We start from the raw sequence: 18,949 nt of genomic DNA, 5'->3' as shown, positions 1-18,949 counted from the left end.
TGAGCCGATTCTGGCATGATCCGGAGCAGGACGACGCCGAAATCGCGTCATCGCGCCCGTGCCAACATCGCAAGCCGGATCAGGGCGCGTTCCACCAAAGCCATGGCCGGGGCCGTTTGCCCGGCCGAGCGCAGTTGCAGATCAGTGTCCGTCAGCAGCGTCAGCGCGGTTTCCAGCCTCGGCGCGCCCCAGCTCTGGGCCTGCCGCAGGATGCGATCGCGGCGCTTGCCATAAACCGGCGGGCGCAACCGCCCGATCCCTTGCGCCGGACCGCCGGGGTCGGCGGCGCAGGTGTAAAGCGTACGAAAATGCCGCGTCGCCCCGATGCAGAGCGAAACGGCGGTGGTTCCTTGCGCCACCAGCCGACGCATTACGGGGCCGATGTCGCCCGGACGCCCCTCGGCCACGATATTGAGCACGTCATCCAAACCCGCCTCGCTGGATTGCGGCGCGCAGGTCTGGATATCGCTCAGCGACAGCTCGGCCTCGTCGCCGCGTTTGTAAAGTGCCAGCTTTTCCACGGTGCGGGCAAAATCGCCCGGTCCAAGCTCGCCCGCCAGATCGACCAGCGCCAACATAGGCTCACGCGGGACGTTGCGAATCCCGGCCTCGGACAGGATGCGCTCGATCTCGGAGCGTGTTGGCGGGTCGTCGTAGATGCCCACCGCATAGGAGTTGGGATGGGTTTCAAACGCCTTGCGCAGCTTGGAGGACGCTTTCAACTGCCCCGCCGTGACGATGATCTGGGCATCGCCCTCGGCCCAGTCCGACAACGCCGACAGCACCGCAGGGGCCGCGGCGTCCGTTGCCTCTTCGACAAATGCGCTGCGTGGGCCGGGGAAGAACCCCACCGCCTTGATCGCATCCAGCAGCAAGGTCGGGTCCGACCGCAGATCGGACCCGGACAGACGGGTCAACCGCATCTCTTCGTCGGCATTGGGCCCAAGCAGGGCGGCCAGAATCTGCTGCCGTTTCAGCGCCACCCGCATGGCGTCCGCGCCATAGATCAAAATCCCGGTCTTTGTCGCGTCGGGACGCGCGAAATAGCCCTCGGCGTCGCGCGGGCTGAGCTTCATGTGGTGAGGTCCGGCAGGCTGTAAAGTTCGGTCGTCAGCTGATCGGCGAGAATCACCATCAGGCGCTTATTGGCGTCCTTTTCGCTGGCCAGCGTCTCGACCGTCGAGCCGGTCGCCGAATAGCCCACAAAGTTCGATACATCACCCGAGGACACGACATCCCCGGTTGCAACCCTGATCAGCGCATAATTCACGCGCCCCACAATCGCATAGCGCAGGATCGAGTTGTCGGCGGTGATCGCCTGGCCCTGGGTTCGGGTCGAAAGCGAGACATTCAGCTTGTATTCCGGGTTCGCTGCGCGGCCCAGATTTCCCTCGAGGTTGCGCACCAGCAGGTAGGTGTTCGGTGAATCGGGGGCTGACACCTCGATCTTGCCATCCAAAAGGTCGCCATTGCCGCCCGGAGCATAGACCGGAGAGAATCCGCAGGCGGCAAGCGCCAGCGGCAGCATCAGCAGGGTTCTGCGATTAAATGACGACATTCACGATCCGGCCCGGGACAACGATAACCTTTTTGGGTGTGGCTCCGTCCAGCACCCGCTGCACAGCATCTTCCGAGAGGGCGCGCTTTTCAACCTCTGCCTTGTCCATGTCTTTCGGAACGCTGATTTCCGCGCGGCGTTTGCCGTTGACCTGAATCGGCAGTGTAACTGTATCGTCGATCAGCATGGCTTCATCCGCCACGGGCCAGGGCGCAGTCGTCACCAGACCCTCGCCGCCGAGCATTTGCCACAGCTCCTCCGACAGGTGTGGCGTCATCGGCGACATGAGCTGCGCCAGAACCTTCGCGGCCTGCGCCTTGGCTGCAGTCCCGGCCTTGGATTTACCCAGCGTGTTGGTGAAGGCATAGAGCTTGGCGATTGAGGCGTTGAAGCCAAAGCTCTCAACCCCGCCGGTCACATCATGGATCGCCTTGTGCGTCTCGCGCAGCAGTGCCTCGTCGTGATCATTTGCCGGATCGTTTGCGCCGGCAATCTCCGAGGCAATGCGATAGACGCGCGACAGGTGCTTATGCGTAGCCTCTGCGCCCGCTTCGGTCCATTCCACATCCCGCTCGGGCGGTGAATCGGACAGCACGAACCAGCGCGCGGTGTCGGCACCAAAGGCCGAGATGATGTTGACCGGGTCGACCACGTTCTTCTTGGACTTCGACATCTTGGCCGAGGGAATGATCTCGACCTCGGTGCCGTCGGCCAGTTTGCCCTCAATCACATCCTCGGGCAGATGATAGACCGGGCGGCCGTTGGTATCGCGTGTCTGATAGATTTCGTGCGTCACCATGCCTTGCGTGAAGAGCGCATCAAATGGTTCGATGGCCTTCTTGGGCAGATGCCCGGTGATGTTCATCGCCCGCGCGAAGAAGCGGGAATAGAGCAGGTGCAGAATCGCGTGCTCGATGCCGCCGATATACTGGTCGACATTCATCCAGTATTCGGCCTCTTCCATCACAGTGGGCGTGTCCGCCTGCGGTGCGGTGAAACGGGCAAAATACCAGGACGAATCGACGAACGTGTCCATCGTGTCGGTTTCGCGCTTGGCCGGGGCACCGCAGGACGGGCAGGCGCAATCGCGCCATGTCGGGTGGCGGTCCAGCGGGTTGCCCGGTTTGTCGAGGGTGACATCGTCGGGCAGGCGGACGGGCAGGTTCTCTTTCTTTTCAGGGACGACGCCACAGGTGTCGCAATGCACCACGGGGATCGGGCAGCCCCAATAGCGCTGGCGGCTCAGCCCCCAGTCGCGCAGGCGGAACTTGGTGACGCCCTCGCCCCAACCGGCCTTTTCGGCAAAATCGATGGTGGCGTCGATGGCCTCTTGCCCGGTGGCCTCTGTCAGACCGGCAAAGTGGTCGACCCAGCGCACTTTCTGCTCTTTCGGAGGTACGAAAGCCTCGTTGGCGACGGGCGTGTCATCGTCCAGCGCAAAGAAGGTGTCGATCACCGGCAGGTCGTATTTGCGGCAGAAATCCAGGTCGCGCTGATCATGGGCAGGGCAAGCGAAGATCGCGCCAGTGCCGTAATCCATCAGGATGAAATTGGCGATCCAGACCGGCAGTTCCCAATCCGGGTTCAGCGGATGTTTGACCCGGATACCGGTGTCATAGCCCAGCTTCTCGGCTGTCTCGATGGCTTCTTCGGTGGTGCCGCCCTTGCGGCATTCGGCGACAAAATCAGCGACCGCCTGATTCTCGGCCTCCAACGCGCGTGCAATTGGATGGTCGGGTGAGATGCCAACAAAGCTCGCGCCCAGCAGCGTGTCTGGCCTCGTGGTGTAGACGGTAATCGGCTCGCCGTCATCGGTGCGTTCAAAGGCGCACTGCAGCCCGCGCGACTTGCCGATCCAGTTTTCCTGCATCAGGCGTACCTTGGCGGGCCAGTTGTCGAGCGTGTCCAGCGCTTCGAGCAATTCCTCGGAATAGTCGCTGATCTTGAAGAACCATTGCGTGAGTTCCCGCCGCTCGACCAGCGCACCCGAACGCCAGCCGCGCCCGTTTTCGACCTGCTCATTGGCCAGAACGGTCATATCGACCGGGTCCCAGTTCACCACGGCATTCTTGCGATAAACAAGGCCCGAGTCGAGCATGTCCAGAAACAGCGCCTGCTGCTGACCGTAATATTCCGGATCACAGGTGGCAAATTCACGCGACCAGTCGATGCTGAGGCCCAGCGGTTTCATCTGGCCGCGCATGTCGGCGATGTTGCCATAGGTCCAGTCTTTTGGATGGCCGCCAATGGCCATGGCGGCGTTTTCGGCGGGCATGCCGAAGGCGTCCCATCCCATCGGGTGCAGCACGTTATGGCCGGTGGCCAGTTTGTGGCGCGCGATCACGTCGCCCATCGTGTAGTTGCGCACATGTCCCATATGGATGCGGCCCGACGGGTAGGGAAACATTTCGAGCACGTAATATTTCGGTTTGTCCGCGCTGCGTTTGGCGGTGAAGATACCGGCCTTGTCCCAGGCGTCCTGCCATTTGGCTTCGATTTCGGAGGCGGAATAGCGCGACATGTGGTGCGATCCTTGGTCAATGAAAACGCCGGGTGAAGGACCCGGCGCGTTGATACTGTCTATGGGTCCGGGTTTCTAGAGCCTGCCATCGGCAATGCGTAGCTGCCGCGCGCGCGAAAGAATCGCATCCTCGACCGCACGGGCGGTGGCCTGGCTGACCGGGCCGCTGCGTGATTGGAGCGCCACGTTCAACGAGCGCGCATCCAGCGCGGGGTCACTGATATGGACTGTCGCACGATAGGCGCGCCCACCACCAGGTGGTGTTCCGTAGCCGGTGGAGATTACACCAGTGAAGGGATCGACGGCCTCGACGGGCAGAAAGTTGAGCACATCAAGCGATGCCGCCCAGAGGTATTTGTTCACATCAACAATGTTCTCGGTGCTGTCGGGTTTGAAAATGTCCCAGATCGTTGAGCGGTTCGGGTCGTTCAATGCGACATCATCAGGATCGCCGCCGATGAAGCGGTCATTGTTGCGGGGAGCGTCCGAGCTTAGCGCGGAGGGGCCACCACAGGATGCCAGGGCGACTAGGCTTGCGGCGAGCACAGCAAAACGAAAAGGGCCACTGGTCATTGTTCTACGTCCTGATAATCCGGTTGGCAGAGTTTTAGACAAGCCGCCGCGATGCAACAAGGCCGTATTTTCAGAGCCAATTTCACTCTTTTCGCTTTGGCGTTGCCGGGGTGCCGCGATCACTGTGGCATCCTTGCACCATGTCGGGGAACAATTGGTCAAACGCGAGCCGCGATACTTGCGCTATCAGGTCGAAACGGGCGACACGATGCCCATGCTCAGGCCAAAGCCGTGAATGCGATGCGCTTGAGGCACTAAAGGAAACCCGAGGGAAAAAACGATGAAAAAGATTCTCTTCGCTTCGACCGCTCTGACCGCGATGGCAGCAGCCGATTTCGCGTCGGCGGACATCGCAAACATGGCGTTCAGCGGTTATGGCCGTTTTGGTCTTCTGTATGATGGCAACGCGACAGGTGACGAAAAAGAAACCCGCCTGACCAGCCGCTTCCGTCTGAACATCGACGCCAATGCATCAACCGATGGCGGCGTTGACTTCTCCGCACGTGTTCGACTGCAGGCTGATGCCCAGTCAGATGGTACTGCAAACCAGGCAGACGACGATGGTACGAGTGATCGGGACGGCGCCCAGCTCAGCGGTGCTCGTTTCACCACCCAGTATGAAGGCCTCCGTGTTGACGTGGGCAACATCTCGGGCGTGGTGGACAACCTTCCGAACTTCTACGGTTATGAGCCCGGTCTGACCGCGTTTACTGGCCAGACTGCTGGCTTCAACTTCGACGACGATGCGTTCTCGTCGACCAATGCTGGCGTGAACGGTATCTTCGCTCAGTACGCTTTCGGCGACTTCGCCGTGTCGGCGTCCTATTCGCCCGAAGAAACCGGTGCTGGCGAACAATGGGGTGTCAGCGGTGCATGGTCTAACGACGCTTATGCCGTTGCTCTGGTTTACTCCCAGAACACACCTGAAGGTGCCAACCCGAACGAAACCGACGTTTATGCTCTGACCGCAAGCGCAACCTTTGGTGCCTTCGCTGGTACACTGCTGGTTGGTAAAGAAGACGCGGACAACGATGATGACGCGTTCGACACTTTCTGGGGTCTGTCGGCAAACTACGAGCTCGGCACGGCAACCGACCTCCAGTTCTCCTACGGTGACGGTGCTGGCGACGGCGATACCCAAGCGTTTGCGCTGGGCTTCGTTCAGGATCTCGGTGGCGGCGTTGCGCTTAAGGGTGCTATTGCAAGCGTCAAAGAAGCTGGCGGCTCCAGCGAAGCCGTTGCGGACCTGGGTGTGATCTTCAACTTCTAAGTTGATCACGACCTAACGGTTACAGATTTGGGCAGGTCTTCGGACCTGCCCTTTTCTTTTGCGCCCACATGGTGTTTCTCGGACCTAGAAACGGATCGGGGCAGCGCATGTCACTTCAGGAAATCACCGACAGAATTCACGCATCCGAACGTGCGACAGGTCGGGCCGAGGGGGCGGTCAAGCTGATCGCCGTGTCCAAGGTTCAACCCAATGACCGGGTCGCGGCAGTGTTGGAACAGGGGCATCGGATCTTTGGCGAGAATCGGGTGCAGGAGGCGGCTGGCAAGTGGCCTGCTTTCATGGAGCAGTACACTGATGTCGATCTGCATCTGATTGGCCCCCTACAGACCAACAAGGCCCGTCAGGCGATGGAACTGGGCAATGCGATCCATTCGCTCGACCGCCCCAAGCTTGCCAAAACCATTGCACGGCTGGCGCAGGAGATGGGCAGGTGCCCGGACCTCTTCATTCAGGTGAATACCGGCGAGGAAGATCAGAAGGCGGGCGTGCTGTCCGGTGAGACGGATGCGTTTGTGGCGGAATGCAGAGCGCTTGACCTTCCTGTGCAGGGCCTGATGTGCATCCCGCCCATCGACGAGGAACCGGCGCTGCATTTTGCACTGTTGGCCAAGATCGCCGCGCGCAATGGGCTGCAGGGGTTATCCATGGGCATGAGCAGCGATTTCGAGACCGCCATTGCTCTGGGCGCCACTCATATCCGGGTCGGGTCGGCGATTTTTGGCGAGCGGGTCAAGCCGCAGGGATGATCACGCGGGTCCCGTAATCAACTCGCTGGGAAATCCAGTGCAGATGCTGGCGGCGCAGCGCGATGCAGCCTTCGGTAGGGTAGCCTGGACGCCGCCATTGATGGATGAAGATGGCTGAGCCAAGGCTGGGCACGGCATCCGGCCAGTTCCAATCGATCACCAAAACCAGATCGTAAAGCGGGTCGGGACGGCGCAGCGCCTCGTGGCTGAACCCGTGCGGCGCACGGACCCACATATTATAAGCCGGATCATTCACGTCATCGGACCACAGATCGCGCGGTCCTACCGTCTGCGCCCATGGGGCAGGCGCATTCATGCGGTCAGGGCGATAGAACATGCCTGCAATTCTGTGGGTTCCAACCGGCGTCGCGCCGTCTCCCTCTCGCTTCTGCTTGGTCAAGCCGCCCCGTCCGATCGAGCAGGGAAACCGCCGCCCGCGAAACCGCAGGCCGGTGGGCATCAGCACAAGGTCGTGCGGGCTCACAGCAAATGCCCGGATTTCGCCGCCTTGGTGGCCAGGTAGCCCCGGTTATGGGCGGTTTCGCCCATTTTGAGCGGCACGCGCTCGCTCACTGTGATGCCCGCCCGCTCCATCATGGCGATCTTGGCGGGGTTGTTGGTCAACAGCCGGACTGAGGAAAACCCAAGGGATTTCAGTATATCCGAGCCCAACCGGAAATCGCGCTCGTCATCCTCGAACCCCAGCCGGTGATTGGCTTCGACCGTGTCGAACCCCTGATCCTGCAGCGAATAGGCGCGCATCTTGTTGGCAAGCCCGATGCCACGGCCTTCCTGGTTGAGGTAGAGCAGCACGCCCGCGCCTTCGGTCCCCATCTGGGCCAGCGCCCCGCGCAATTGTGGCCCGCAATCGCATTTCAGGCTGCCCAGCAGGTCACCGGTGAAACAGGCCGAGTGCAGCCGCGACAGGACCGGCGCTTGCCGGTCAGGGCGACCGATCTCGATTGCATAATGTTCCTCGCCGCCATCCTCGGGGCGGAAGATGTGCAGCCGCCCGGCTTCGGAGACCTCCATCGGCAGCCGGGCCGAGACCACTTCGTGCAATGGGCTGCGTTCGGCCATAAGGCGGGCTGCGGCATCGTGGTCGATCCGGGTCAGGCCCTCGGCAATTGCCGTCACCTGTCCCTCGGGAATCTGCGCCACCACGGCTGCGGGCAGAAGGCGCGCGGCCTTCATCAGGATGATCGCCAGCCGATGCAGATCGGCCTGCCCGTCCCGGGCCGAGCGCAACGGCCCCTTCATCGGCGTGTTCAGATCATCTGCGGGATCGGCGATGGCGGCGATCCAGGCAAGATCGGCATCGTTGGGCACAGCGATGCGGGCCAGATCGCCATCATAGGCCCGCGCCTTGAGCGTCTCGGCCCGGCGCGCGGTGATGGCAATGCACAGCTCGTCACCCAATGCGCGCAGACCCGCCAGCCGCGCAGGACTCAGCGTCTCGGTCGAGGCCACAAGGGCGCTGCCACGCGCCGGGTCCGAGATCACGACCGGCACACCCATGCGCAGATCGGCCCGGGCGCGCGCCATCAGTTCGGTAGTATCTGGGCGAAGACTCATCAGTCATTTCCTGTAACGTTTGACGCCCTGCTTAGTCGTGCTTGCTGCAAATGTGAAACATTTCCCCGGTGTCGGACACGAGGGCGTGAAAAAAAGGCGCCATATCTTGTCGTTGCGCCGCTGCGGTCTCAAGTTCAGAGAAAGTTCAAGGAGGACGGCGCGATGGCACAGCTCAAGAAAATCCTGTTGGTCGATGATGACGAAGACCTGCGCGAGGCGCTCAGCGAGCAATTGGTCATGACCGAGGATTTCGATGTGTTCGAGGCAAGCGATGGCCAGAACGCGATGGAGCGGGTGAAAGAGGCGCTGTATGACCTTGTCATTCTGGATGTGGGCCTGCCCGACACGGATGGGCGCGAACTGTGCCGCCTGATGCGCAAGCAGGGTGTCAAAAGCCCCATCCTGATGCTGACCGGCCATGATGGCGATGCTGATACCATTCTTGGACTGGATGCCGGGGCCAATGATTACGTCACTAAGCCCTTCAAATTCCCCGTTCTTCTGGCCCGTATCCGCGCACAACTGCGCCAGCACGAACAATCCGAGGATGCGGTGTTCCAGCTTGGGCCCTACACGTTCAAACCGGCGATGAAGATGCTGATCACTGATGATGAGCGCAAGATCCGCCTGACCGAAAAGGAAACCAATATCCTCAAATTCCTCTACCGCTCGACCGATGGCGTCGTGGCGCGTGACGTGTTGCTGCACGAGGTTTGGGGGTATAATGCTGGGGTCACCACCCACACGCTGGAAACCCACATCTATCGCCTGCGCCAGAAAATCGAGCCTGATCCGTCCAATGCCCGCCTATTGGTTACCGAATCCGGCGGGTATCGGCTGGTGGCCTGATTTCCCGGGTCTTGTGTGACAAATGTCATATTGAGAGGCCGGCGAATCTGTTAATGTTAACTCAGCCCGCGCATGTCCGGGTTACGACATGCATCCTCCCTGTTGGACTGGCCGGGCCTTGTGCCCGGTCTTTTTTTGTCCGCAACCTTCAGGCAGTTGCGCAAATAGCTATTCAGACATGCACCGTGACGGAAATGGCAATATGGGTTGCTACGATGGTCACCGAAGCCGCGCAGATTGGGGTGGTGCCGCCCCGCGCATCCAACAGATCACGGTCCGAGATTTCACTCTGTTGTGGCGGGGTCGGGATGTGAAGATACCGGACTCGGTCGCAATCCTTCACGAGCCTTATCTGGACCCCGTTCGGGAACTGCACGCCGACCTCCGCAAGGGCTGCATGCGGATCGTCCTGCAACCGGGCGCGATAGGCCTCATCGGTCCAGACTCTGTTGAGCAGGTCTGATTTCGAGATCGGCTTTATCATGTCGATTTCTTTGTTCATGAAGGGAAAATGGGGGCGCAACCTGATCTTGTGACCAAAACCGGATTAAACCGGCTTAATGGGGCGGCAACTGTCCCCGCGGTTGGGGATGGCGCAGGGTCGGGCAGCGCGATAGGGTGCGCCGAAACCGTCCTGTCGAGAGTTTTCCCATGCCCTTTACCCTTGCCACCTGGAACATCAACTCGGTCCGGCTGCGCGAACCGATCGTGCAGCAATTGCTCAAGGAAGAAGGGCCTGACGTGCTCTGCCTGCAGGAATGCAAGTCGCCGGTCGAAAAGATTCCCACCGAGGGTTTCGCCGCGCTGGGCTATCCGCACATGATCGCGCGCGGGCAAAAGGGTTATAACGGGGTTGCAATCCTGTCGCGCCTGCCGATCGAGGATATCGGCGACAAGGATTTTGCCGGTCTTGGCCATGCGCGTCACGTGGCGGGGCGGCTGGAGAATGGCACCGTGATCCACAATTTCTATGTCCCGGCGGGCGGCGATGTTCCGGATCGCGAAGTGAACGAGAAATTCGGGCAGAAACTCGATTACCTCACCGATATGCGCGACTGGTTTCGCGCCGAGGCGCCCGAGAAAGCCATTCTCGTGGGTGATCTGAACATCGCCCCTCAAGAGGATGACGTCTGGTCGCACAAGAAACTGCTCAAGGTGGTCTCGCACACACCTATCGAGGTCGAACAACTGGCGGAAACGCAGGATGCCGGTGGTTGGGTTGACATCACCCGCCGCGACATCCCGGAAGGCAAGCTCTATAGCTGGTGGTCCTACCGTGCGAAGGACTGGGATGCCGCCGACAAGGGGCGCAGGCTGGATCATGTCTGGGCCACGCCCGATATCAGCAATGCCGCCCATTCCAGTCGCATCCTGCGCGACGCGCGCGGTTGGGAAAAACCCAGCGACCACGCGCCGGTCTTTGCCAGTTTCGATCTCTGAGAGCTGTGGGTGAATCGAGCGAAAGGCCAAATCGACATTGGCTTTCGCCGCTTTGATTCCCTATAGATGCGGCAAGAAGGACAGGAGCACTGAGCCATGGACATTCTGAACGGGACAGGCGCGGCGCCTGCGGGCGATCTGATCAAGGACGGGTCCGAGGCGACCTTCATGGCGGATGTGGTCGAGGCCTCGCAACAGACCCCGGTCATCGTTGATTTCTGGGCACCCTGGTGCGGGCCCTGCAAGACGCTCGGACCGCTGCTGGAAGAGGCGGTGATCGCCGCGCGCGGTGCCGTGAAGATGGTCAAGATCAACGTGGACGAGGCGCAGATGATCGCCTCGCAACTGCGGGTTCAGTCCATTCCGACGGTGTATGCGTTCTACAAGGGCCAGCCGATAGACGCGTTTCAGGGCGCGTTGCCCGGCTCTGAGATCAAGGCCTTTGTCGACAAGGTGATTGCGGCGGCGGGTGGCGAAAGCCCGGGTGGTCGACTGGACGAGGCGGTTGAGGCCGCAGAAGAGATGCTGGCGCAGGGCGCGGCGGTGGAAGCTGCCCAGACCTTTGCCGCGATCCTGGGCGAAGACCTCAATCACGCCGCTGCCTATGGCGGGCTGGTGCGGTCACATATCGCGCTGGACGATCTGGACCAGGCCGAAGCCATCCTGAACGGCGCCCCGGCAGAGATTTCCACCAGCCCTGAGCTTGAGGCGGCCTTTGCCCAGCTTGAACTGGCCAAGCAGGCCGCTGATGCGGGTCCGGTGGGCGAGTTGCAGGCCGCGGTCGAGGCCAATCCGGGCGACCATCAGGCCCGGTTCGATCTGGCGCAGGCGCTGCACGCTGGCGGGCAGGTGCAAGAGGCGGTGGACCAGTTGCTGGAACTGTTCCGCCGGGATCGCGAGTGGAATGACGGTGCCGCCAAGGCGCAGCTTTTCACCATTTTCGACGCGCTCAAGCCCAATGACCCGGTGGTTCTGAACGGCCGCCGCAAGCTGAGCTCGATGATATTTGCCTGACGCAGGATCAGGGCTACACTTCTGGACATGATTCAATCCGCTGACCTGCCGGACACGATTGCCGTGTTCCCGCTTCCCGGGGCGCTGTTGTTGCCGCGCTCACGCCTGCCGCTGCATATTTTCGAGCCGCGCTATCTGCAAATGCTGGACGATACGCTCAAGACCTCGCACCGCGTGATTGGCATGGTGCAGCCCAACCCCTGCGCCCGGGACGAGAGCAGGCTGCACAGTATTGGCTGCGCGGGCCGGATAACACAGTTTTCGGAAACCGAGGATGGCCGCTATATGATAACGCTGTCGGGCGTGTCGCGGTTTCGCATCCGCGAAGAAGTCGAGGGGTTCACCCCCTATCGCCGCTGCGCGGTGACCTGGACCGGGTTCGACCGCGACCTGGGTCGGCCCGAAGCGGATGACCAATTCGACCGCGCCGGTTTCCTGAATCTGCTGCAGCGCTTCTTCAGCGCGCGCGAGTTGTCGACCGACTGGGACACGCTGAAGGACGCGGATGACGAATTGCTGGTCAACTCGCTGTCGATGCTGCTGGACTTTGACCCTGAGGAAAAACAGGCCCTGCTCGAAGCGCCCTGCCTGGCCACGCGCCGGGAAACTCTTGTGACCTTGATTGAATATTCGCTAAGGGGCGGGACCAGCGAGGAGATCCTGCAATGAGCGACACCAGCACAGACCGCCCCGACCCCGGTTTCGACCGCCACATGCTCGAAGCGCTGGTCTGCCCGCAGACCCAGACCACCCTGCATTACGATGCCGAACGCCAGGAGCTGGTGTCCAAACCTGCGGGTCTCGCCTTTCCGATTCGCAACGGTATCCCGGTAATGCTGATCGACGAGGCGCGCGAGCTGGACTAGTGCTTATTTCGCCAGAACAGTCTCGATAGCCTGCAGGACCGCTGCGGACTTCGCTGCATCAAGCGCATCGGAATGCGGAGTGCCGAACCGGCCTGCATCATTGTCGAAATAGGTCCCTGTCGCGCCTTTAAATTCCTCTGACAGCGCCGCGCGGTGCAGTATCTCGGCACCGATGCCAATATCGCTTCCGGCCACGCCGAAGCCCTCTTTCACCATTTTGCTGGCTAGCAGCGAGCCGGGATTGACCGCCACAACCACCGGCCCCTCGGTCAGTTCGCCTGCCAATTCCCGCGACCACATGGTAATGGCCAGCTTGCTTTGGGCATAAGCCTCCATATCCGTCAGGCGGGTCGCCCCTGCCAGCGCCCGCAGGTCGACCGGCGCCTGCGCCGCCGAGGACAGGTTGATGACCCGGCCGCTACCCTGCATCAGGGGCAACAGGCGGCGGGTCAGCACATAGGGGGCCAGCGTGTTGACCACAAAGCGGACATCCATGCCGTCGTCGGTAATCGGATCAGGGGTTTTCAGGATACCTGCATTGTTGATCAGAACGTCCAGATGCGAGTGCTTGTCAGCGATCGCATCGGCAAGCGCCTCGACCTCGGTCATGCGCGACAGGTCGGCGATATAGCTCTCGGACTTGCCACCGACCGCTGCGGTGGCGGCGTCGAGTTTCGCCGGGTTGCGCCCGTGCAGTAGCAGGTGATGACCCTCGGCGGCCAGTCTTTTGGCGGTTTCCAGCCCGATCCCGTCGGTCGCTCCTGTGATCAGAATTGTCTTCTGCATGTATCGTATCCTCAATCCTCGGCGGTGGTCCGGCGCTGGGTCTGGCGGGTCAGGCCAGATCGTCCTTGCCTTCAATCAGGAAGTGAACGCTGGTCGAGCCAGCGCTGCGTGCCTTCAGATGCGGCAGATAGCGCGGGTCGCTCATAAAACCCGACGCGGCCTCGCGCGAGGGCCACTCGATGACGATGCGAAGGGCGGAGGGCTGATCGCTACCTTCCAACTGCTCATGACTGGCGGTGCGGGCGAGATATTTGCCGCCATATTCTGCAACCAGAGCGTTTGCAGGCTCAATGTAATCGGGGATCCAATCTTCGGTGGTGGGTGTCACGGCCAGTACGGAATAGAATGCCAATTTATGCGTCCTTTTGTTGATGTGGTCTTCGCAGGCAAGGCCCTGCAAAGATATCACGCATATATTTGTGGGAAATTTTGTGGTAAACAGCCCAATATCGACTTCAGAATTCAGGTAACGGATATAATTGAATGGATACTGACGGCCTGCGCCTGTTTGTTATTGCTGCTGAGAAGCTCAATATCAGCGCTGCGGGCCGGGCCCTGGGGCTTGCCCCGGCGGTGGCGAGCGGCAAGCTGGCAAAACTGGAAAAGACGCTGGGCGCCGATCTGCTGCATCGCTCAACCCGCAAGGTCTCGCTGTCGCTGGAAGGGGCCGAGTTCCTGCCTTTCGCGCGCGAGATGCTGGCGCAGGAGGATGCAGGGCGGGCCGCGCTTGGTCAGCGAGTGCCGCAGGCGACCGGCACCCTGCGCTTCACCGCGCCCAGCAGTTTTGCGCAGCTCTATATAGCCCCGTTGTTGCCCGACTTTCTGGCGGCTCATCCCGGTGTTTCGCTGGACTTGCGCCTGTCCGACAAACCTTTCGATCTGATCGAGGGCAGTTTCGATCTGGCGCTGCGCAATTCCGCCCTTGAGGATACCAGCCTCAAGGGGCGCAAGCTGGCCGAGGACCGGCGTATCCTGTGTGCCGCGCCCGGATATCTGGACCTGCATGGCATTCCGCAACATCCAGATGATCTGAGCGCCCACCAGTTGATCGCCTTCGTAGGACGATCCCCGCGCCCATTGATCGGGCCGCAGGGGCAGGAGGGCAGTTTTGACCCGCGCAGCGCGTCCTGTCGGCTGATTCTGGATGACGGGTCGTGCCAGAAACAGGCCACGCTGGCCGGGGCGGGCATCTCGGTCAATTCGCTCTGGAGCGTGCATGATGAGATCGCGCAAGGCAGGTTGGTCCGCGTGTTGCCCGGCCATGAGGTCGCGGATCGGTCGGTTCTCTGGCTGGTTTATCCCAAGGCCAATGTCCTGTCGGCGAAAGTGCGCGTTTTTATGGATTTCCTGTTGGACCGGATCGGTAAGGCGCCTGTCTGGGAATCGCGCGGACAAGCCCCGTAATTCCGTTTTCCTTGCAAAGCAGGCAGCGCGGCTAAACGATGGAACCCGCAGGAGGACCAGGATGGATCAGAAAAGCACATTGAGCATCGCCGCGCTGATGGTGACGGCCTTTGCGATCGGGATCGATTTCACCGGCGCGATGCTGCTGGTCCCGGCGATCGAGCTGTCCTTTGATTCCGACATCACCTCGACCCAATGGGTGCTGAACATCTACGCGCTGTTCTTTGCCATGACTATGGTGACGGGAGGGAGGCTGGGTGACATGTACGGCCACCGCCCGGTGCTGATGATGGGGCTGGTGGTTTTCCTTCTGGCCTCGATTCTGTGTTTGGTCGCGCCGGATCTGACGGTGCTGATCGGTGCCCGCGCCCTGCAAGGAATCGGAGCGGGGTTGATCTGGCCCTGTATGCTGGCCTTCGGCGCAACAAGAATCGCAGCTGAAGAGGAACAGGGTTTGGTTATGGGGCTGATTTTGGGTGGTGTGACCATCGGCAATGTGATTGGCCCACTGATCAGCGGCATCGCGATCAGCTTTGGGGACTGGCGGTACTTCTTTGTCGCCAATGTTGTTCTGGCCATTGTATCGACGATCGCCATCCGTGCCACGATGCCCAAGGAGGACACCCACAAACCGGAAGAGCATCTGGACCTTCTGGGCGTCGCCGTGATGGCCATCGCCGTGCTCTTGATGCTCTACAGCCTCGATGTCGGGGCCGATCTGGGTTGGACCTCGGCTCCGATTATGGTGATGATCGGGGTCAGCTTTGCGCTGGTTCTGCTGTTTCCTGTCATCGAAAACCATGTGAAAGAGCCGCTGATCATCCCGCAGATGATGCGCAACCGCGAGTTCATGATCACCCTGTCGCTGAACGCGCTTCAGGTTCCCGCAATTTTCATCGGATTTCTCTATTTCCCTCAATTCATGCAGAAAACGCTGGGTTGGTCGTCACTGCAATCCGCTCTGGGTTTGCTACCCTTGACGGCCCTGCTCTGTGTCGGGTCGGTTCTGTCCGGCAGGTTTTATAACGATTTCGGGCCCAAGCGACTTCTGCTTGCAGGCTTTGCCTTTTGTGCTGCGGGTGCGGTAACTATCGCGCTGCTTCCCAATGCGCTGGGGTATTTCCAGATCCTGCCCGGGATGATCCTGATTGGGATCGGTGCTACCTTGTCGATTGGTCCTGCGGGGACGGCGGCCATGTGCGCGGTAAAGCCAGAGCGCGCCGGTCTGGTGGGTGGGCTAAGCTTCATGGTCCACCTCGTCTATGGCGCCATCGGTGTCGCCCTCGCAACGGCGCTGATGTACACGGCCAGCTTGGCGCGGCTGGCGCATGATCTGGCGGTGGACAATATCGACATGTCCGACGCGGACCAGCGGGTGATCAATGGCGGTGCCTTGGCGACCGAGCAGGCAAAGGCGGTGGTGAGCCACTTCGATGCCACACAGGTCGCTCAGATCAAAGAGGCGCTGGGCACGGCGTTCAGCAGCGGGATGGATATGGCCTTTGCCTTTGCCTGCCTGTCCGCGCTTGTCGGATTGCTGCTGTCAGCATTGCTGGACGAGAAGAAGCTGCAATCCTCGAATACCTGAGCGGTTCGGATTATATCTGCCGCCCCTGCAACAGCAGCGGCAGATCGCCGGACAAGCCCGCCGCTTCGCGGATGAAGCCGCGGCGCAGGCTGGGGACCGACCCGACCAGCCCCATGCCCACATCGCGGGCCAGTCTCAGCGCGGGATTGTCGTTTGAGAACAGCTTGTTGAACGCATCCGTGGCAACCGCCAAGGTTGCCGTATCGAAGCGCCGCCATTGCTGATAGCGCTCCAGCACCGGCGGGAAGCCGATATCCTCGCCCCGGCGGCGCGCTTCGGTGAGCACTTGCGCCAGTGCGCCGATATCGCGCAGGCCCGCGTTCAGGCCCTGACCCGCAATCGGGTGCATGCCATGCGCGGCATCGCCGACCAGTGCCACCCGGTCGGCGACAAAGGAATTGGCGATGGTCAGGTTCAACGGATAGGTGAAGCGACCGCCCCGCAGTCGGATATCCCCCAGAAATTCGCCAAAACGGGGGCGCAGGACCTGCAGATAATCTTCTTCGGGCAGGGCATTGATGCGTTGTGCCTGTTCGGTGCGTTCGCTCCAGACGATGGAGCTGCGGTTACCTGTCAGCGGCAGGATCGCCAAGGGTCCCGGCGGCATGAAGAACTGATGCGCGATCCCGTTATGGGGCAGCTCGTGTTCGATCGCGCAGACGAGCGCGGTCTGGCCATAATCCCAGCCGGTGCGTTTGATGCCCGCGCGCGCAGCCGTACCGCTGGCGCGCCCGTCGCAGCCGACCAGCACGTCACCGCGCAGCTCGGTCCCGTCGTCCAGAACCGCAACGACGCCGGTGTGATCCGCGTTCTGGTCGACCACGCGACGCTCATTGATCACCTCGATCCCGTCACACTCGCCCATGGCGGCCAGCAGGGCGGGGCGCAAGTGGCGATCCTCGACCATGTAGCCCATCGGGCCTTCTTCGATCTCGGCGTGATCGAAATGCAGGAAAAACGGTGACGGCCCTGCACCTGCGTGGCCATCGGTGACCTTGATCTCAAGCATCGGCTGGGCGTTGTCGGCGACGCGATCCCAGACGCCGATTGCGGACAGCAAGCGCTGCGAGGCCAGCGCCAGCGCATAGCCGCGCCCGTCAAAGCCTTCCTCGGCGCGGGTCCGTTCGGGCAGGGCGTCGATCACCGCGACCCTGTGTCCGGCCTGTGCCATCGCAAGCGCCAGAACCGGGCCGTTCAGCCCGCCGCCCACGATCAGGATATCTTGCTTCTGTGTCATGCGCCGCACTATGCGCGCCTGATCGGGATTGTCCATGTGCGGTCCTGTCGCTACCGTCACTTTCACCACGAGAAGGAGCGCGCGATGCAGGACTGGCTGACGATGACGGCAAGCGATCTGGGGCGAGGCATCGCAGCAGGCGAGATCGACCCGGTTGCGCTGACAGAATGCTACCTGGAGGCCATCGACGCGCATCCCCATCGTGACCGGATTTACACCTGCGTGACCCATGACCGGACCTGGGCCGAGGCCGAAGCCGCCCGCAGGCGCGCCCAATCGGGCCAGCGCCTGTCGCTGCTGGACGGGGTGCCGATCAGTTGGAAGGATCTGGTGGATAGCGCGGGCGTCGCGACCGAATCCGGCTCTGCGTTGCTCAAGGGTCGGGTGCCCGATCAGGATGGCGTGGTACTGGCCAATGCCACCGCCACGGGCAGCGTCTGCCTGGGCAAGACGCATATGAGCGAGCTTGCCTTTTCTGGTCTTGGCCTGAACCCGATCACCGCAACGCCGCCCTGCGTGAATGACGAAGCGGCGGTGCCGGGCGGTTCTTCGTCGGGTGCTGCCGCGTCGGTGGCGTTCAATCTAACGGCCTCTGCCGTTGGGTCGGATACTGGCGGTTCCGTGCGTATTCCGGCGGCCTGGAACGATCTTGTGGGACTCAAGACCACATCCGGGCGGCTGAGCCTTGAAGGTGTTGTGCCGCTCTGTCTGAAGTTTGACACGATCGGGCCCCTGACCCGCTCGGTCGAGGATGCGGCGCAAATGCTGGCGCTGCTGGAGGGCGGACGCCCCGCCGATCTGCGCGGTGCCACGCTGCAGGGTCGCCGTTTTGCAGTGTTGCAGAGCGTTGTGATGGACGACATCCGGAATGCGCCGAGCAGAGCATTTCACGACGCGCTGCAGGCCTTGTCGAAAGGTGGTGCGCAGTTGGTGCCGCTTGAGGTGCCTGAGTTGACCGAGGCGATGGCGCTGAGCGGAGTGCTCTATACCACCGAGGCCTACGGGCTGTGGCGCGATGTGATCGAGGCGCGACCGGATGCGATGTTTCCCGAAATTCTGGGGCGGTTCCGGCAGGGCAAAAGCTTCTCCGGCCCCGATTACGTCGCCGCCTGCGCCAAGCTTGAGGCCTGCCGCGCCGCCTGGGACGCGGCCACAGCCGGGTTCGACGCGGTGCTGGCCCCCACAGCGCCGATCCTGCCGCCCGATCGCGAGCGGTTGCTTTCCGATCACGACTACTACATCACCGAGAACCTTCTGGCCCTGCGCAACACGCGCGTTGGCAATCTGATGGGGCTTTGCGCGCTGACCCTGCCCACACGGACGCCCAGTTGCGGGCTGATGATGATGGCCCCGCCGCGCCAGGAAGAGGCGCTGTTACGGGTGGGTGCGGCGGCCGAGGCGGCCTTGACCTGAATGCCACAATTTCCAGTCCGGGCAATGCTTTGTCTGGACGGGCCTGCGCCACATCTGTAACTTGGCTTTAAAACGGGACGCCAATGAT

The 18,949-nt window shown here is 61.6% G+C and carries 20 protein-coding genes; 10 read left to right on the top strand and 10 right to left on the bottom strand.

Going from position 1 to position 18,949, the window contains the following annotated elements; all coding sequences use genetic code 11:
• Nucleotides 1-47: 47 nt before the first annotated feature.
• The 4 genes from holA to AB1E34_RS01350 all read right to left on the bottom strand — a co-directional run bounded on the left by holA (nt 48) and on the right by AB1E34_RS01350 (nt 4,652).
• Complete coding sequence (holA, locus tag AB1E34_RS01365; RefSeq protein WP_372570540.1) at nt 48-1,076, bottom strand: DNA polymerase III subunit delta; 1,029 nt, start codon at nt 1,074-1,076, stop codon at nt 48-50.
• Complete coding sequence (locus tag AB1E34_RS01360) at nt 1,073-1,558, bottom strand: hypothetical protein (RefSeq protein ID WP_372570539.1); 486 nt, start codon at nt 1,556-1,558, stop codon at nt 1,073-1,075. Before AB1E34_RS01360 ends, holA begins: the two co-directional genes overlap by 4 nt.
• The gene (gene leuS, locus AB1E34_RS01355; protein WP_372570538.1) at nt 1,545-4,079 is read right to left on the bottom strand and encodes a leucine--tRNA ligase; all 2,535 of its coding nucleotides are present in this window, start codon (nt 4,077-4,079) and stop codon (nt 1,545-1,547) included. The genes AB1E34_RS01360 and leuS overlap by 14 nt, the downstream gene beginning before the upstream one ends.
• Before the next feature lie 75 nt (nt 4,080-4,154).
• Nucleotides 4,155-4,652 carry a DUF3576 domain-containing protein gene (locus tag AB1E34_RS01350; RefSeq protein ID WP_372570537.1) on the bottom strand — a complete coding sequence of 166 codons (498 nt, stop codon included), beginning with the start codon at nt 4,650-4,652 and terminating at the stop codon, nt 4,155-4,157.
• Nucleotides 4,653-4,932: 280 nt separating this feature from the next.
• Between AB1E34_RS01350 and AB1E34_RS01345 the strand changes: the two genes are divergently transcribed.
• Both AB1E34_RS01345 and AB1E34_RS01340 read left to right on the top strand, forming a co-directional pair.
• Nucleotides 4,933-5,922, top strand: a complete 990-nt coding sequence (locus AB1E34_RS01345) for a porin (protein WP_372570536.1) — start codon at nt 4,933-4,935, stop codon at nt 5,920-5,922.
• 107 nt (nt 5,923-6,029) lie between these two features.
• Nucleotides 6,030-6,689, top strand: coding sequence for a YggS family pyridoxal phosphate-dependent enzyme (locus tag AB1E34_RS01340; protein ID WP_372570535.1), 660 nt, complete (start codon nt 6,030-6,032; stop codon nt 6,687-6,689).
• On the opposite strand, the gene AB1E34_RS01335 is transcribed toward AB1E34_RS01340, so the two are convergent.
• On the bottom strand, nt 6,673-7,173 hold the full coding sequence (locus tag AB1E34_RS01335; protein WP_372570534.1) for a L,D-transpeptidase family protein: 501 nt from the start codon (nt 7,171-7,173) through the stop codon (nt 6,673-6,675). The genes AB1E34_RS01340 and AB1E34_RS01335 overlap by 17 nt on opposite strands.
• Nucleotides 7,170-8,264, bottom strand: coding sequence for a GTP cyclohydrolase II (gene ribA / locus AB1E34_RS01330; protein ID WP_372570533.1), 1,095 nt, complete (start codon nt 8,262-8,264; stop codon nt 7,170-7,172). Before ribA ends, AB1E34_RS01335 begins: the two co-directional genes overlap by 4 nt.
• Nucleotides 8,265-8,426: 162 nt before the next feature.
• Here ribA and AB1E34_RS01325 point away from each other — a divergent pair, with 162 nt between their 5' ends.
• Complete coding sequence (locus AB1E34_RS01325; RefSeq protein ID WP_249710740.1) at nt 8,427-9,113, top strand: response regulator transcription factor; 687 nt, start codon at nt 8,427-8,429, stop codon at nt 9,111-9,113.
• A 172-nt stretch (nt 9,114-9,285) separates the two neighbouring features.
• Here AB1E34_RS01325 and AB1E34_RS01320 read toward each other — a convergent pair whose 3' ends face one another.
• Nucleotides 9,286-9,615: a nitrile hydratase subunit alpha gene (locus tag AB1E34_RS01320; RefSeq protein ID WP_372570532.1), complete on the bottom strand. Its 330-nt coding sequence runs from the start codon at nt 9,613-9,615 to the stop codon at nt 9,286-9,288.
• Between the two features lie 149 nt (nt 9,616-9,764).
• On the opposite strand from AB1E34_RS01320, the gene AB1E34_RS01315 reads away from it, so the two are divergent.
• The 4 genes from AB1E34_RS01315 (at nt 9,765) to AB1E34_RS01300 (ending at nt 12,433) form a co-directional block, all read left to right on the top strand.
• Complete coding sequence (locus tag AB1E34_RS01315) at nt 9,765-10,553, top strand: exodeoxyribonuclease III (RefSeq protein WP_372570531.1); 789 nt, start codon at nt 9,765-9,767, stop codon at nt 10,551-10,553.
• A gap of 96 nt (nt 10,554-10,649) precedes the next feature.
• Nucleotides 10,650-11,567 (top strand): tetratricopeptide repeat protein, encoded by a 918-nt coding sequence (locus AB1E34_RS01310; RefSeq protein ID WP_372570530.1) that lies wholly within the window; start codon nt 10,650-10,652, stop codon nt 11,565-11,567.
• A 27-nt stretch (nt 11,568-11,594) separates the two neighbouring features.
• Nucleotides 11,595-12,236 carry an LON peptidase substrate-binding domain-containing protein gene (locus AB1E34_RS01305; RefSeq protein WP_372570529.1) on the top strand — a complete coding sequence of 214 codons (642 nt, stop codon included), beginning with the start codon at nt 11,595-11,597 and terminating at the stop codon, nt 12,234-12,236.
• Complete coding sequence (locus AB1E34_RS01300) at nt 12,233-12,433, top strand: Trm112 family protein (protein WP_372570528.1); 201 nt, start codon at nt 12,233-12,235, stop codon at nt 12,431-12,433. The genes AB1E34_RS01305 and AB1E34_RS01300 overlap by 4 nt, the downstream gene beginning before the upstream one ends.
• Before the next feature lie 3 nt (nt 12,434-12,436).
• Here AB1E34_RS01300 and AB1E34_RS01295 read toward each other — a convergent pair whose 3' ends face one another.
• Together AB1E34_RS01295 and AB1E34_RS01290 are read right to left on the bottom strand one after the other, a co-directional pair.
• Nucleotides 12,437-13,219 carry an SDR family NAD(P)-dependent oxidoreductase gene (locus AB1E34_RS01295; RefSeq protein WP_372570527.1) on the bottom strand — a complete coding sequence of 261 codons (783 nt, stop codon included), beginning with the start codon at nt 13,217-13,219 and terminating at the stop codon, nt 12,437-12,439.
• A 49-nt stretch (nt 13,220-13,268) separates the two neighbouring features.
• Nucleotides 13,269-13,571, bottom strand: a complete 303-nt coding sequence (locus AB1E34_RS01290) for a DUF1330 domain-containing protein (RefSeq protein ID WP_372570526.1) — start codon at nt 13,569-13,571, stop codon at nt 13,269-13,271.
• 131 nt (nt 13,572-13,702) lie between these two features.
• Between AB1E34_RS01290 and AB1E34_RS01285 the strand changes: the two genes are divergently transcribed.
• Both AB1E34_RS01285 and AB1E34_RS01280 read left to right on the top strand, forming a co-directional pair.
• Nucleotides 13,703-14,623, top strand: coding sequence for a LysR family transcriptional regulator (locus AB1E34_RS01285; RefSeq protein WP_372570525.1), 921 nt, complete (start codon nt 13,703-13,705; stop codon nt 14,621-14,623).
• Complete coding sequence (locus tag AB1E34_RS01280; RefSeq protein WP_372570524.1) at nt 14,529-16,211, top strand: MFS transporter; 1,683 nt, start codon at nt 14,529-14,531, stop codon at nt 16,209-16,211. The genes AB1E34_RS01285 and AB1E34_RS01280 overlap by 95 nt, the downstream gene beginning before the upstream one ends.
• Nucleotides 16,212-16,221: 10 nt before the next feature.
• Here AB1E34_RS01280 and AB1E34_RS01275 read toward each other — a convergent pair whose 3' ends face one another.
• Nucleotides 16,222-17,448, bottom strand: coding sequence for an FAD-dependent monooxygenase (locus AB1E34_RS01275; RefSeq protein ID WP_372570523.1), 1,227 nt, complete (start codon nt 17,446-17,448; stop codon nt 16,222-16,224).
• Nucleotides 17,449-17,532: 84 nt separating this feature from the next.
• Here AB1E34_RS01275 and AB1E34_RS01270 point away from each other — a divergent pair, with 84 nt between their 5' ends.
• Entirely contained in the window at nt 17,533-18,861 is a 1,329-nt protein-coding gene (locus AB1E34_RS01270) for an amidase (protein ID WP_372570522.1), read from the top strand.
• Nucleotides 18,862-18,949 lie beyond the last annotated feature (88 nt).

This window comes from Ruegeria jejuensis (assembly GCF_041537905.1).
Lineage (GTDB): Bacteria > Pseudomonadota > Alphaproteobacteria > Rhodobacterales > Rhodobacteraceae > Ruegeria_C.
The sequence above is the reverse complement of the archived record's forward strand: the minus strand, read 5'-3'. Positions and strand labels throughout refer to the sequence as shown.